At 58.4% G+C, this 15,268-nt stretch carries 10 protein-coding genes and 1 pseudogene; 3 read left to right on the top strand and 8 right to left on the bottom strand.

The genetic code is table 11. The annotated features are described in order from the left end of the window. Positions 1-44 precede the first annotated feature (44 nt). Positions 45-2,108 (bottom strand): ParB/RepB/Spo0J family partition protein, encoded by a 2,064-nt coding sequence (locus tag OSH04_RS14480; protein WP_128722776.1) that lies wholly within the window; start codon positions 2,106-2,108, stop codon positions 45-47. Positions 2,109-2,189: 81 nt separating this feature from the next. Beyond that, entirely contained in the window at positions 2,190-3,020 is an 831-nt protein-coding gene (locus OSH04_RS14475) for a DUF932 domain-containing protein (protein ID WP_128722775.1), read from the bottom strand. Positions 3,021-3,327: 307 nt separating this feature from the next. On the opposite strand from OSH04_RS14475, the gene OSH04_RS14470 reads away from it, so the two are divergent. Further along, the gene (locus tag OSH04_RS14470; RefSeq protein ID WP_260476847.1) at positions 3,328-5,871 is read left to right on the top strand and encodes an ATP-binding protein; all 2,544 of its coding nucleotides are present in this window, start codon (positions 3,328-3,330) and stop codon (positions 5,869-5,871) included. A gap of 38 nt (positions 5,872-5,909) precedes the next feature. Here OSH04_RS14470 and OSH04_RS14465 read toward each other — a convergent pair. The 5 genes and pseudogenes from OSH04_RS14465 to OSH04_RS14445 form a co-directional block, all read right to left on the bottom strand. Further along, positions 5,910-6,419 (bottom strand): annotated as a pseudogene (locus tag OSH04_RS14465) (JAB domain-containing protein). 334 nt (positions 6,420-6,753) lie between these two features. Beyond that, positions 6,754-7,815 (bottom strand): PDDEXK nuclease domain-containing protein, encoded by a 1,062-nt coding sequence (locus OSH04_RS14460; protein ID WP_128722774.1) that lies wholly within the window; start codon positions 7,813-7,815, stop codon positions 6,754-6,756. Further along, entirely contained in the window at positions 7,812-9,017 is a 1,206-nt protein-coding gene (locus OSH04_RS14455; protein WP_060042678.1) for a tyrosine-type recombinase/integrase, read from the bottom strand. Before OSH04_RS14455 ends, OSH04_RS14460 begins: the two co-directional genes overlap by 4 nt. A 338-nt stretch (positions 9,018-9,355) precedes the next feature. Continuing rightward, entirely contained in the window at positions 9,356-10,309 is a 954-nt protein-coding gene (locus OSH04_RS14450; protein ID WP_266108745.1) for a DUF3829 domain-containing protein, read from the bottom strand. Between the two features lie 212 nt (positions 10,310-10,521). Further along, positions 10,522-11,625, bottom strand: a complete 1,104-nt coding sequence (locus OSH04_RS14445; protein ID WP_266108744.1) for a metal-dependent hydrolase — start codon at positions 11,623-11,625, stop codon at positions 10,522-10,524. A gap of 212 nt (positions 11,626-11,837) precedes the next feature. On the opposite strand from OSH04_RS14445, the gene trhO reads away from it, so the two are divergent. Both trhO and OSH04_RS14435 read left to right on the top strand, forming a co-directional pair. Next, entirely contained in the window at positions 11,838-12,845 is a 1,008-nt protein-coding gene (gene trhO / locus OSH04_RS14440) for an oxygen-dependent tRNA uridine(34) hydroxylase TrhO (RefSeq protein WP_022983316.1), read from the top strand. Between the two features lie 147 nt (positions 12,846-12,992). Continuing rightward, positions 12,993-13,676, top strand: coding sequence for a glutathione S-transferase (locus tag OSH04_RS14435; protein ID WP_060186703.1), 684 nt, complete (start codon positions 12,993-12,995; stop codon positions 13,674-13,676). Positions 13,677-13,794: 118 nt separating this feature from the next. Here OSH04_RS14435 and OSH04_RS14430 read toward each other — a convergent pair whose 3' ends face one another. Beyond that, on the bottom strand, positions 13,795-15,186 hold the full coding sequence (locus OSH04_RS14430) for a dicarboxylate/amino acid:cation symporter (RefSeq protein ID WP_115634395.1): 1,392 nt from the start codon (positions 15,184-15,186) through the stop codon (positions 13,795-13,797). Positions 15,187-15,268: the final 82 nt, after the last annotated feature.

Below are 15,268 nucleotides of genomic sequence, written 5' to 3'. Positions count from 1 at the left end.
GCAAAGCGCCCCGGTCGAGGCCGGGGCGCTTGCTTTTGCACGGGTCAAGCGGCTAGCGCCACGGAGGGTTCATCTGCTGTTGCCTCGGCATCCTCCGGGGCGTCGTCCTGCTCCTGTGGTTCTGCCTGCGTGGCGTCCGGCCCTTCGGCCTTGAAGATGGCAGGCATCCAGCCCGTGCCGTCTGCCAGCCGCTCGGCTTCGCTGGCAATGTCGGCCTTCTTCAACTTCGCCAGCCGGGTGACGTGCGACGGGGCGAACCGCTCCACGGCTTCCAGAATTGCGGCCTTCGGCACATGCCGGAAATAGCCCTCATTGGTGGGCTTCCACCATGCGGCCATGTCCAGCCTCACGGCCTGCGCGAGTTCTTCGCCCGGCTGCTGCCGTGTGGTGCGGGGTGTCACCACGTCCACCGTGACGGCCACGCATACCGCCAGCAGCCGCACCAGTTCGTCTTGGGACTTCGCCAGCAGCGCGGCGAACAGTTCGGCGCTGTCCTCCGGCAAGGCTTCGCCCGCCACCTGTTGGAACTCGCGCAGCGCGACGGCGGCGGGGGATTCCGGCCAGTCGGGGGCCATGCCTTCCAGCCGGTCTTGCACTTTCAGGCTCACGCCCAGCGGCAAGTCGTGGCCGTGGTAGCCGCCTTGCAGCACCGTTTGCACCATGCCATGCACCAGCGCAGCCAGCGCCACTTGCGGATGCCGTGCCACTTCGATTTGCAGCGCGGCGGTGCGGTGGGCGCTCAACCGTTGCGCCAGCCGGTCGGACATGGCGGCGGTCTTGGGCTGCCCTTCGCTGTCTCCGTCCTCGCCCTCGTCGTCGTTCCCAGCATCCTCGCCGCTGAACCCTTGGCGCAGGCGTTCCAGCGTGCGCAGCGCCTTGGCTTCGGCCTCGCGCAGCAGCCCGCGATAAATCACGGCCTGACCGTTGCGGTCGGTGGTGACGATGGCACCGGCTGCGGCCTTCACGGTCGGGCCGTACTCCTGCAAGCCATCTTCCAGCGCCTGCAACTGCTCGCCCAGGGCTTCGCCTTCTTCCTGCAAGGCATCGGCCTCTTCCTCGTCGTCGGCGTCCAGCGCGTCATCCACGGCTGCGGCCAGTTCGTGCAGCTTGGTTTGCAGCTTCTCGATGCGGGCTGCTTCGCGCTTGGTCGGCTCGCGCCGCTCCCTCGGCGCACGCTGGAAGGCGTGCAGGTCGGCATGGGTCACGGCGGGCGTGGCATCCACCCACGCCCAACCTTCGGCCTTCACCTCGGCGGCGATGCCTGCCAGCTTGTCTTGCGCCAGCCGTTCCAGCAGCGCGGCATCGGTCAGATACACGCCCGCATCGCCTTCCGCGAACAGGTCGCGGCGGATGCCGCCGCCTGCGGTTTCGTAGCTGTCCAGCCCTACGAAGCGCACCAGCGGATGCCGGTAGGCGTCAATTTCCCTTTCGGTGAGGCGGTCGCGCAGCGCGGACGGCTGGCGCTGCCACGTTGGGGCGTCATAGAAGGCGCTTTCCTGCGCGGCGTGGTCGTCGGTGATGGCAAGGGCCATCAACTGGTCGAGCGTCACGGCTTCGGCGCGGTAGTCGGCCAGCAGGCGCGGCGACACGTTCGCCAGCTTCAAGCGGCGCTGCACCACCAGCGGGGACACGCTGAAATCGGCGGCTATGTCCTCGATGGGTCGGCCTTCGGCCACCAGCGCGGCGAATGCCTCGAACTGGTCGGCGGGGTGCATGGCTTCGCGTTGCACGTTCTCGGTGAGGCTGGCCGTGCGGGCGGTGCCATCGGCCACCAGCAGGCAAGGCACGTCCCATTCCTTGCTGATGCGGTGCTTCTTCGCCAGCAGCTTCAACGCGGCCAGCCTGCGGCCACCGGCCACCACTTCGTAACCCTCGCCATCGGCGGCGGCAATCACGATGAGGTTTTGCAGCAGGCCGACACGCTGGATGCTGGCGGCGAGTTCGGGGATGGACATGCGCGGGGTCTTGCGCACGTTGCGGCCAGCAGGACGCGACACCAGCCGCGACAGCGGAACCAGAATCAGGTTCTTGGTCGGGTCGGCGGCTTCCAGCGGCATCGCGGCGGCGGTGTTGAGGGCGCGGGCTTCGTTTTGGGTAATGGCGTTCATGGTGATAACTCCTATGGGGTTCAGGGATACAGCAGCGAGAGAAGCGGCAAGGGCTGCTGCCTGCCCCTGCCGCGTGGGGAATCAGGCTTTCAACTGGCGCAGGCCATCGGCCAGCATCCAGAGGGCACGATTGAGGCGCACATCGGAATCAATGCCCTGCACCGGGCGGGTTTGCTGGCGGCGTCCGTTGGCGCTGCGGCCATGCAATCCGCCTTTGGTCAGGTTTTCTTGGGTGCGGTTGAACACGCTCCACAAGTCCGGGCGGCGGTCATCGAACCGGCGCGGCATCAGGATTTGCGATTCGGTGATGGGCGGGGACTTGTTGTCGGTGGGGTCGTACTTCAAGGCCAGCGCGGAACGGGCGAACACTTCGGCTTCGCCTTCGTCCAGCGTGATAGCGCGCATGGCATCGCGGGAATCCTTCACCCGGTCGAAACCGCGCAAGACTTCATAAGCGCCTTCGATGACATGCCCGGAAACGTCACCTTTGTGGGGCACGCGCACATCGGCCACGGTGTCGCCGCAGACGAGGCCATTGCTGCACACGAACCGGAACATGCCGGCCAGCATCTGATAGCTGCTCGTCCCGTCATGGGAATTGAGCAACACGATTTCATTGGCTTCCGCGCCGTTGATCTGGCTGGCGTGGCGCAGGCGCAGCATGTGTTTGGTGTGCTCGCGCTTGCCTTCGTCGCGCACACGGGTCTGCGTCACCATGAAAGGCTGGAAACCTTCTTTGCGAAGCTCGGCCAGCACGGCGGCGGTGGGGATATAGGCGTACCGCTGCGAACGGCTTTCGTGCGGCGCGTCCGCGAAGATGGACGGCGCTACGCGGTAAATCTGGTCATCGGTCAGCGGGTAGTCGCTGCGCAGCGAGGGGGAGCGGGAAGCGAATTGGGATGCGAGTTGCATGGTCTTTCTCCTGACGAAAAGGGTTTGCTGTTCAAACCGCACACCGGATTCCTAGATTCGGAGCCCAGCCTTTCGGCTGTTCGGTGCGGTTGGCACGAGGAACCCGGTTGGCCCTGTTGCCACCGTCTTTCCTGAGTTCATCGCCCGCGGCCAAAGGAGCGCGCGGACGGGGGCCGTCAAGGAAACAAGCGCAGGGTTGGTGCGGCCCGCAGGCGCAGCCGAGGACACGGCCCTGCGCGCCTTGACGGCACGCGGGAGCGAGCTACGGTCGCGGACAAGGTGATGAAGTCAGGAGAGACGGCTGGACATGGCAACGGCCGTCCCTGTGTGCCGAACCGCACGCAAGCGAAGCGCGCAGGCCCGAAGCTGGAAGCCGGGCCGTAGGCGTCAGGGATGTGAAAGGCTGGCGAATGCCAGTCCCGTCAGGGATGAGCGAAAAGCGAACCTGGAACAGCGCGGTCCGCGAAGCGGAGACGCAGGAGAACTCTTCGCTTATTATTTGTTTTGCAAGCAAATGTTGCCAAAGCAAGAACACGGAGGTCCAAAAATGATCGTCTGCATTAACCGCCTCAAGCAGTTCGGCATCTTCAACGACTTTAATGGAACGAAGATCCAGAAGTTCGGCCGGTACAACTTGGTCTATGGCTGGAACGGAACAGGCAAGTCAACCCTGTCGAACCTTTTCTCTTGCTTTGAGCTGCGCTCGATGGTTCCTCGCTTCAGTGCGGGCCAGTTTTCAGTAGCTTTGGAGGATGGCTCAACTATCACGGAAGCTACACTCCATTCATGCCAACTGAATATTCATGTCTTCAATCAACGCTTTGTGCATGAGAACATTGATTGGGACAAATCTGTAAAAAGCATCCTTCTGATTGCGAAAGAGAAGATTGATGACTTACAGAAGCTGGAGAAGTTAAAGGGCGAGCTTCAGTTGAAAAGGAAGGCTCACGACGAAAAGCAAGGCGAGGTAAAGAAGCAGCGCGAAGCGTTGGACAAGTTTCTGACCAATGCTGCCAAAAAGATGAAACTAGGGCTTCAGGCGATTGATACAAGCGATAGCTATTACCTCAATTACGATCGCCGAAAGTTGTCCAATTTCATTCAGAGCAACGGTGAAGCCATCATCAAAGCCGATTCGGTTCTTTCAGATGACAAAGTTATCGACCTTACGAATGCCGCGAAACCAGATCAGCTTCCAAGCATCAATTTCGTCTCAACATCCATTGAGCCGGATTACTTCAAGAAGGCATCAGGTCGAATCAGGGATTTGATTGGGACTACGGCGGTCAATCAAGCTATCCAGCGGTTGACTGATAACCCGGACATCCGTGAATGGGTTCAAACAGGCTTGGAAATCCATAAAAACCACGACTCGCAATCGTGCGAGTTCTGCGGCTCTACTTTTACCCAGCTTCGTGCCGAGGCACTTGCTGCCCACTTCAGCAAAGAGTTCACGGATTTTCAGAGCCGACTTCAGAACGCGGCGACTTGGATTGAGTCTCAAGGCGCTCCAGCCAATCAGTTGCCCGCGGCGACCGAGTTTTATAAAGAACTATCGGCCGAGGCGGATAAGCTCCAAAAGGACTACGCAACCGCTGCTGAGAAGATTGATAAGCAAATGGACGGATGGCGGGAAGCCCTGAAGGCCAAGATCACAGACCCTGGAAAGACTGACATTCAAATCTCGGACGTGGCCGAAGATGACGTCAAAAACTTCAATGAGACCCTGAAGTCGATCGTCGCGCTCGTCGGAAAGCACAATAACAAGACTTCTAACTTCAAATCTGAGACCTCAAAAAGCAAAGTGGCACTGGAGCTACACTTTGCTGCGGCTGAGGTGCAAGAATTTGACTATGCTGGAAGTGAGAAGAAATGCAATGACCTTGAATCAGAAGCAAAAAACGACCACAAGGAAATTGAAAAAATTAGTCAAGAGGTCGGAGCTATAGAGGCGCTGCTCTCGAATGAAACGGTCGGAGCGAAGGAGTTCAATGACATCTTGCATCGCTTCATTGGCCGCTCTGAACTTTGTCTCAACTTCAATCAGAAGAAGAAGGGTTATGAGATCATCAGAAACGGGGTGGGTGAGCATGATGGAAACTTGAGCGAAGGTGAGAAGACTGCGATTGCATTTGTGTACTTCATCACGAAGCTCAAAGAGAACGGAAACAACATCAAAGACACGATTGTCGTCGTTGATGATCCAGTCTCAAGCTTTGATTCAAACCACTTGTTCCATGCCTATTCGTTCCTGAGAACTCAATGCACTGAAGCAAAACAACTTTTTGTGCTGACCCACAATTTCACCTATTTCAAGCTAGTGAGAGACTGGTTCACTGGAGCGAATAGGAACAGGATCAACAAGGGAAAAACGGAGAACTGCTTTTTCTATCGACTGGATGCTCCGCCCGGCTCACCACGCCATTCGTTGCTTGTTGACGCCGATGACTCTCTGAAAAATTACGGCTCTGAGTATCACTACATATTCAAGAAACTTTATGAGTACAGAGCCCATACGACTCTTAACAGAGATGAAGCATTCTTGACTGCGAACCTTGCTCGCAAGCTCGTTGAATCGTTCTTTACCTTCAAATATCCAAAGCGGAGAAGCGATATCAGTCAGTTGATGGATGTTGGTCTGAAAGACTGCATCATCACAACACCGGAGCTGAAGGAGAAAATCTATCGTTTTATCAACAAGTATTCGCATAGCGACGTAATTGAGATAACCGAGGAGTCCGCAGAAAATTTGGCAGGCGAAAGCCATAGCGTCATCGGTCACATTTTTCAGTGGTTGGAGGAAGTGGACAAAAAGCACTACGACGAGATGATTCAGGTTGCGACTGCCTGAGCATCAAGCCGGCGAGGGCGGGGGCCGAAGCCCCTTGGTCAGATCAGGCCGCGTTCGGTAAACGAGGTGGTGTCGGTGCCCGCGACGATGATGTGATCCAGCACGCGCACGTCTACCAGCCCCAGCGCCTCCTTGAGGCGCTGGGTCAGTGCTCGGTCGGCCCCGCTCGGCTCGGGATTGCCGCTTGGGTGGTTGTGCGAAACGATGACCGCCGCCGCGTTGAGCCGCAGCGCCTCCTTGACCAGCTCGCGAGGATACACAGATGCACCGTCGATGGTGCCGCGGAACATCTCGGCGTATTCGATCAGCCGATGCTGCGTGTCCATGAACAGCACCGCGAACACCTCATGCTCGTAGCCGGCCAGCTTGGCGCGCAGGTACTACTTGACCGCCGCCGGCGACGTGAACGACGTACCGCGCTGCATCTTGCGCTCGATGGACTGGCGCGCGGCCTCCAGAATTTGCTCGGCAGTCGCCAGCAGGTAGCGGCCCTGCGCGTCACGCACCATCAGCGAGGAATCGAACGAGGAAAAGGACAGTTGCGACATGATCGTGCTCCGGTTGCTCGGGCGGAATTGCCCGGAACCGTGGCGAGCACGGCGCGGCGCAAGCAGTCAGGGGTCGAGGACGGCCGCCAGGCCGCAAGCGTGCAAGCACGCGCAGCCCTTGACGGCGAGAACGCCGTGATACGGTGAAGGGAACAGCAAGACCGCCTACACCCGCCCATTGCACACACTGGCCTTTGTGCAAGCGCAGCGCGCAGGCCCGCCAGGGCCGAAGGCGTCAGGGGTCAAAGCCGGATGGCTGCAATTCAGCACGAAGCGCGGGGCGCAGCCCGCGAACCCGACGGCGGCACGCCGGGACGCACGAATGCTGTTTGGGCTACTCGGTGTCTTGCTGGCGCTGCTCGATCTGCAACCGCGCCCGCTCGGTCGCCTGCTGCAACTTCTCGCCCAGCACCGCACGCGGCGGCAAGCTGGTCAGGTACTCGGCAACGTGGATGCCCGACTTATCCAGTTCCAGCAACTCGATCTGCTCGCGCTTCTTGCCAGTGCAAAGGATGATTCCCAGCGGCGAGGCTTCCTCCGGCTCCCGCTCGTGCTTGTCCAGCCAGCGCAAGTAAAGCTCCATCTGCCCTTTGTAGGCTGCCTTGAACTCGCCGATCTTCAACTCCACCGCCACCAGCCGCCGCAGCTTGCGGTTGTAGAACAGCAGGTCAAGGTGAAAATCCTCGTCGTCAATCTGGATACGCTTCTGCCGGGCGACGAAGCAGAAGCCCGTGCCGAGCTCCAGTAGGAAGGCTTCCATTTCGCGGATGATCGCGGCTTCCAAGTCGCTTTCCTGCCAGCTATCCCGCAGGCCCAGGAAGTCGAGGATGTACGGGTCGCGCATGACCAGCGCCGGCGTCATGCGTTGCGCATCGCGCAGGGTCGCCAGCTCCTGCGCGATGGTTTCTTCCGGTTTTTGGGACAGGGCCGTGCGCTCGTACAGCATCGAGTCTATGCGCTCGCGCAGCGTCCGCACGCTCCAGCGTTCGGCGCTCGCCATCTGCGCGTAGTAGTCTCGCTGGAGCGGGTCTTTCAGCGGAATCAGGGCGATGAAGTGCGTCCAGCTCAATTGTCGTATCAGTGATACGACAATTCGCTCGTCCGGGTAGGCGACGGCGAACTGCACCATGCGACGCAGGTTCTTGACTGAAAAGCTGCCGCCGTACTCCTTCACCAGTTGAGCCGCCAGGGTGGACACGACTTCCTCACCATAGTCGGCCCGGCGGCCTTCCAAGACCTGCGTGTGAATGCGCTGACCGATGCGCCAGTAGAGCATTGTCAGCTCGCTATTCACCGCCGAGGCGGCGCGCTTGCGCGCCGCCTCGATCAGTGCCCGAATGTCGCCCAGCAGCGCCGAAGGCGCTGGCGACGCGATGGATGCCTTGCGCCTGGTCATGCCGTCGCCTCCGCAGCAGGGGGGCGTTTGGTGCCGGTGATCGTCTTGCGCCGGCTCGCCACCAGTTCGGCGGCTTCCCGAACCGGCTTGTCCTCGGTGTGGACATAGCGCATGAACATCGCCACGGTCTTGTGCGCCGTCAGCACCATGCCGACCTTGACCGGGATACCCGAATTGGCAATATCGGTCGCGGAGCGGTGGCGGATACCGTGCGTGCCGACGTGCGGCACGCCAGCCGCCTTGAGCGCCCGAGTCCAGCCGCCGTAGTGCTCGCCATAGGTCAGGTGCTTGGCCGGGTCGTTGGGTGACGGCAGCACGTAGGGACAACCTTCCCGACGGGGTGCGGTCGAAAGCAGCCGGTGGGCTTCTTCGCTCAAAGGCTTGGACATGCCTCCGGTCTTGCTGTCGGGCCACACCACGCGCCGATTCTCCAGGTCGATCCAGCTCCATTCGAGCGCGCAGATTTCGGAGCGGCGACCGGCAAACTCGAATTGCAGCCGGATCGCCAGAGGGATGACGTAGTTCTCCAGCTCCTCGGCCTCCATATGCTCCAAATGGCGGAAGATGCGCGCCATTTCCTCGTCATTGATGAGGCGGGTAGCCTTGCCAGCCGGGAACATGGGGACGTGTCGGCAGGGATTGGTGCCATCCGGGCGAAAGCCCCACACTTCGGCCATGTTGAACATCTTGCGCAGCACGCCGAAGGTGTGATTCGCGTCGGCCGGCTTGTAGGCCAGCTTCTCCATCAGCCCGGCAATGTCGGGCCGCTTCACGTCCTGCACCTTCTTGCGGCCCAGCAGCGGGACGATATTGCGGTCGATGACCGCCTGATAGCCTTCCTGCGTGCTGACCTTGTTGCGCTTCTTGGAGTAGTCCTCCATGAACTTCTTGCACAACGCTTCGACCGTCGGCGCTTTGCGCGCCTCGGCCTTGGCACCGCCAGGGTCGCCACCCCGGCGAACCTCGGCCAGCCAGTCCTGCGCCATGACGCGGGCCTGCTCTACGGTCAGTTCCCCGAACAAGCCCAGGGCGGGCTTGCGGCGCTCTCCGGTGTTCGTCCGGTACTGGAGCATGAACACCTTGCGGCCCGCTGGGGTAATCTTGCACAAGAAGCCGGGCACCACGGTATCCCGTAGTTCGACGGCCTGCACCTGGGGTTGCGCCGCATCAACGGCGGTCTTGGTGAGCTTGATCTTAGCCATGATGACTCCTCGGAAAGACCCGTTTCCAAGAGCCACATGGGGGCCAAGCGGACGGAAGCCGGGTCAGGTTTCAGAAAGCACCGTCATATGCTGAACTCGCCTAACCCATTGATAAACCTGCTGTATCGGGCTGCGGCGTAGTCCAGCGAAATTCGGTGCTGGAGTCATCGTGAAATAAAAAACCCCCTCGGAGGCACTAAGCCAAAGGCGCAGCGTGGGGGCTGATTGTGTAGGTCGCTTCAAGACAAAGCGCGCCGGCCAGAGCAGGCATGACTGCCTGCATTGAGACTGGAGCCTGACGCCAGATTTACGGCTTCAAGCTCAGTCTCTGGGCGCCATTAGCAGCGGGGATAGTTAAGCGCCCCGATCATTGCATTGAATTTCAATTGCAAGCTGCTGGCGTCATTTTTTATCGGATTATTGATCTGCCAGCTGATCGAGCCTTGCTGAGGTACGTAATTGCCTTCAGAGGCATGCTGGATGACGCTTCTGCCCTGAGCCAGGAATTCATTCATTTTCGACATGATTCTTGGGCATCCTTGCGGCGTTTCTTCCTTGAATTTTTTATCCCAGTTGCTGATCATCGCGGCTGCCTGGTCAAGACTTTCCTGGAAGGGGGGAATGCTCTCTTTGGCTCCCTGCTGCTCGAAAATAGCATCGACCTTGTTCATGGCCTGCTTGCTGAACAGCACGGCACCCAAACGGTAATGCTCCATTGAGTCCTTGGGTGCTTTATCGAAAGAGGTCTGGATGTTTATCTCATCCTGTTTCTGAATACCTTGGAGAAATGCAGCCTCTGCCTGTACGACTTCTGTCAGGGCGCTGACGAACGCCTCGTTATTGTCGGTTGCCTTCTTGCCGCCATCCGTCAGAAACTCTTTTGATTCGGCATAGTTGTTCAACTCGGAATTGAGAGGTGCCAGCTTGGTCAAGGAGTCGTCAAACTGCTTTGCTGGTCCATCTATTTCCGGCATGTTGGCTTCCAGTGCCAAGGCGGATTTCAGTTTTTCCTGGGTGTTCTTGATGCTTACCAGTGAAACAACGGAATAGTTATCCAGTTTCTTGCCTGAGCGCACGGCAGGCTCGTAGACGGTTTGATAATCGGAAAGCGCACGGTAGAAAGGCGTATGCAAGCTATTGGCGACTTCAACATAGGCATTGTATTTCTGGATAAAGCCTTGCTCGGACGAGACCGCTTGAGATGGTGCTTCTGTCGCTTCTTCGCTGTTGCAGCCCGCAATAGCGATGCAAAGGCCCAGCGTGGCGAAAACAGATAGTTTTTTTAAATTCATGATGAAAGTGATTGATGCTTTTGATGCGTTGGCAATACGTTAAAACCCCTATCGGGCAGGACGCAATTTTATAGCTTCACCACTTCGTATTTTGTATCAAGCTAGGACCTTATGTTTCAGGAGTGCGTGCTACACGCGGCCGGGCGGGCTAGCAACAGTTGGCTATGCCCACCCTGCACAGGCCCGTCTCCGTCTCTGGTTTTTGGCCTTGCTTAATCCATGTCCTGGAAGTCTGGGCTTGCCCTGGGAATAGGCACGCCGGCATCAATGCGTTTGGCCCATTCTTGTAGCGGTAGCGGTGGAGTCGGCTCCCAAATACGACGCAGAACGGGCTTTAGCAAAGCAATATTGTGGCCACTGGCCCAACGATACGGAATCACCGGCAACCAGGTGTCGTCGGCAATGCGTTCGGCTACGACAAAGCGGAAACTGTACTGGCCAGGGCCCAGGCTCATGCGTATATCACTGACCACCAGCAGGTCATCGATGATGTCGTAGCGCAGCCAATCGTCCGAAAACCAGCGCAGTTGCTCCAGCTGTTTCAAGGGGGGGAACAGCTGGGTGTAGTCGCTATGAACGGGCAGGCACAGGGATTCGTATTGATGCCCCTTGGGTGCACGCAGCCGGTCCAGCAGGCCCACCATGACTTCGCATTCCCGGTCCTGTGTGTCGCGCACCAGTACACGCCAGAGCAGGATGTTCATGGGTTGGGCGGCGGAGTATACCCGCGCGATTTCCACCTGCTCTTGTTTGAGCTGTGCGGTTGCCTGTTGCTCGGCCCAGAACTTGGCACCTACCGAGGCTGCCAGATACAGGCTGCTCAAGAGCAAGGCCCAGTTGCAGGCCCGTATCGTTGCGGGTGCCGGCCCACGAATCAAGCCTATGATCGTGGCGATCAGTAAGGGCACGGTATAGAGCGGGTCAATAATGAAGATGCTGGACCAGGTTGCCGGGGTAGCGGCCAAAGGCCACAGCAATTGCGTTCCGTAACTGGTAAAGGCATCCAGAAGAGGGTGGGTAATCAGCGCCAGCCAGACCGCCAGCCCCAGCCTCCCCGCAGAGGCACGTGCTTGTGGAAACAGCAGTCGCCATAAAAGGGTGACCAGGATGCCTGCCGCGCTCAACACAAACAAAGAGTGCGAGAAACCCCGATGACTGACCATGGAGGTAATCGGGTCCCCATATTGAATGAAGACATCCAGATCGGGCAGGGTGGCGATGATGGCACCGGACAGGACCGCCTTGCGGCCATACTGCCGCCCGAGGAGGGAGCCGCAGATGCTGGCACCGAGGACTGCTTGTGTTACGGAATCCATAGCTCTCGTGCAAAGTGAAACAGGGACCGGGGCCAGATGCGGCCTGACGGCTTTAGCGTTATGATTTTAAAGTTGAATCCCCGGCCCGCCCTATTTTTTTGACGGGCGTCAAAGGCCCAAGGGGTATCAGTCGCGTATAGTGTACGACGGCCTACGCTGTCCTACCGCCTGCGGGCTGCGCCACCGCTTCTATCCAGAGAATTCGTTTACCTATGTCTACCTACCTGATCGCGGCTTTATATAAGTTCGTGGAATTGCCCGATTTCGCCCAAATGCGCGACCCCTTGTTTGCTTTTTGCGAGCAGCACGAGGTCAAGGGCACGCTGTTGCTGGCGCGCGAAGGGATTAACGGCACGATTGCCGGCCCTCAGGAGGGTATTCGTGCCGTCTTGGCATATTTGAACTCCGATCCACGTATTTCTGGCCTGGTGCATAAAGAGTCCTATGCCGACAAGGCTCCGTTTTACCGCCTCAAGGTGAAGCTGAAAAAAGAGATCGTTACCCTGGGCGTACCGGATCTGAAAACCGCCGAAATGGTGGGCGAGTATGTTGCTCCCGAAGACTGGAATGCCCTGATCAGCGATCCGGACGTGGTGGTGGTGGATACCCGCAACGATTACGAAGTGGGTATTGGCACTTTTAACCGTGCCATCAACCCCAAGACCCAAAGCTTTACCGAGTTTCCTCAGTGGGTGGCCGAGCAGTCCAAGGAAGGCGGTGTCTTGCATGGCAAACCGCGCGTGGCCATGTTCTGTACCGGCGGTATCCGCTGTGAAAAATCCACGGCCTTCATGCGTTCGCAAGGCTTTGATCAGGTTTACCACCTGCAAGGCGGCATTCTGAAATATCTGGAAGAGATTCCAGCAGCAGAAAGCCTGTGGGATGGTGACTGCTTTGTGTTCGACGAGCGCGTATCGGTGCGTCACGGTCTGGAACCCGGCGATTATGATTTCTGCCGTGCCTGTCGCATGCCTATCAGCGAAGAGGAAAAAGCCTCGCCCCAGTTCGAAGAAGGCGTCAGCTGTCCCTACTGCCACGGCCACAGTTCCCCCGAGCAGATCGAGCGTTTCCGCGAGCGTCAAAAGCAAGTGGCCTTGGCGCGCGAGCGTGAAGAGCGTCACATTGGCGTCAGCATGGACGAGTTGACCGAGCGCCGTGAAGCCGCCCGTCGCAAGGCGGAAGAGCAACGCCTGCTGGCTCAGCAAGGCAAGGACGCCTAGCCCTGATCGGGCCACTGTGTTACCTCTACTAGCTTGATTCTGGCGCTGCGTCGTTTATAGTCCGCCCTTCTGCTACAGAAGGGCGCTTTGCATAAACGCCAGCGCTTTAAGTCCGTGCCTGTGGCGCGGCTTTTTAACGGATTGAGCATGTCCTTATCTGATCTGCCCATTTTGTATTCCTTTCGCCGTTGCCCCTATGCCATGCGGGCACGGCTGGCTATTGCGGCCAGCGGCGTAACTTGTCAGTTGCGCGAAGTCGTACTGCGCGACAAACCCGAGGCCCTGCGCCTGGCCTCTCCCAAAGCCACCGTCCCGGTGCTGGTCTTGCCCGATGGCAAGGTTATTGATGAAAGCCTGGACATCATGCGTTGGGCTTTGGCGATTCAAGATCCCAAGCAGTATTTGCAGCCTGAGCAGGGCGATGTCGAGCAAATGCTGGCCCTGATTGCGGCCAATGACGGGCCTTTCAAGCGGCATCTGGATTGCTATAAATACCCGGATCGCCATACCGAGGATGAACAATTCACGGATGCAGCCAGTTTTTCGGCCCTGCATAGAGCCCAAGCCAGTGAATTATTGATGGGCCTGAATGCCCGCATTGAACAGCAGGGCTACCTGATGGGACAGCGTCCTTGTCTGGCAGATTTGGCGATTGCCCCCTTTGTGCGGCAATTCGCACAAGTGAACAGGGGCTGGTTTGATGCGCAGCCTTGGACGGCCTTGTCGACCTGGTTGCTGAACTTTCAGTCCAGCCCTTTGTTCCTGAGCATCATGGATAAATACCCTGCCTGGACGCCAGACAGCGAGATTGTGCAGTTTCCTTCTGTCTGACTGAGTCGCTAACGACCTGCCCGAAGCAATACGAGCGGGAGCAGCTTGGCCAGAACATGCAGACAAGCAAAAGGCCGGTTCTCAATTGAAAACCGGCCTTTCTTTTCAAGTGCCCGAATCAGGCTGCAACAGTCGCGCGCGGCTCGCTGGCCTCTTGTGCGGGAATCTCCATGTCACCACGCTGATGCAAGGTGACACTGGTATCCAGTGGTGGCAGCTCGCCATTCATGGCGCTGTTAAGTTGATCGGCATCCAGTTCGCCTTCCCAGCGGGCAACCACAATGGTGGCAACCGCATTGCCCACCAGATTGGTCAGCGCACGGCATTCGGACATGAAGCGGTCAATCCCCAGGATCAGAGTCATGCCAGCGATAGGTACCGAAGGCACCACGGACAGGGTAGCCGCCAAGGTAATGAAACCGGCCCCCGTTACACCCGCCGCGCCTTTGGAGCTGAGCATGGCAACCAGCAATAGCAGAACCTGCTGCTGCAAGGTCAGTGGAATATCACAAGCCTGGGCGATGAACAGGGCCGCCATGGTCATGTAGATATTGGTGCCGTCCAGGTTGAAGGAGTAGCCGGTAGGTACAACCAGGCCCACAACCGACTTGGCACACCCGGCGCGTTCCATCTTCTGCATCAAGGTAGGCAAAGCCGCTTCCGAGGAGCTGGTACCCAGCACCAGCAGCAGTTCTTCACGAATGTAGCGGATCAGCTTGGTGATGGAAAAGCCGTTGTAGCGGGCCACGGCACCCAGAATGATCAGCACAAAAAGCACGGAGGTGACGTAGAAAGTCACCACCAGCAGCGCCAGGCTGGACACGGATTCAATCCCGTATTTACCGATGGTGAAAGAGATGGCACCGAAGGCCCCGATGGGAGCGGCTTTCATCAGGATGGCAACCAGCTTGAAAACAGGCGTCATCAAGGCTTGCAGCAGTTTCAGCACGGGTTTGCCGTGATCGCCCACAGCGGCCAGGGCAATACCAAACAGCACGGCCACAAACAGCACCTGCAGAATGTCGCCGCCGGTAAAGGGGCTGATCAGGGTGGCAGGGATGATGTTCATCAAAAAGCCTGTCAGCGTGCTGTCATGGGCTTGCTGCACGTAGCCCTGGATAGAGCTGGGGTCCAGGGTGCTGGGGTCAATGTTCATGCCATGGCCGGGCTGCACGATATTGCTGACCACCAAGCCTACAATCAGGGCCAGCGTGGAGAAAGTCAGAAAGTAAATCATGGCCTTGCCCACCACACGGCCCACTTTTTGCAGGTCTGTCATGGCGGCAATGCCGGTGGCTACCGTCAGGAAAATGACGGGCGCAATAATCATTTTGACCAGCTTGATGAAGGCATCGCCCAAAGGCTTCATGCTCTCGCCCAGCGAGGGGTAAAAATGGCCCAGCAAAATCCCGATAGTGATGGCGATGATGACCTGTACGTACAAAATTCGATACCACTTGATTTTGACGATCTGCGGTACCGAACGGTCTCCTGTGCTTATATCCATCATGATGTCGTCTCCGTGACTTGATGTAGCCGACCTGGCAGTCAGCTGGTGGCCTGCTTGGAATTGTGTGTGGGCAGGCGGTTTA

Origin of the sequence: Alcaligenes nematophilus (assembly GCF_026344155.1) — a bacterium.
Taxonomy (GTDB): domain Bacteria; phylum Pseudomonadota; class Gammaproteobacteria; order Burkholderiales; family Burkholderiaceae_B; genus Alcaligenes; species Alcaligenes phenolicus.
The sequence above is the reverse complement of the archived record's forward strand: the minus strand, read 5'-3'. Positions and strand labels throughout refer to the sequence as shown.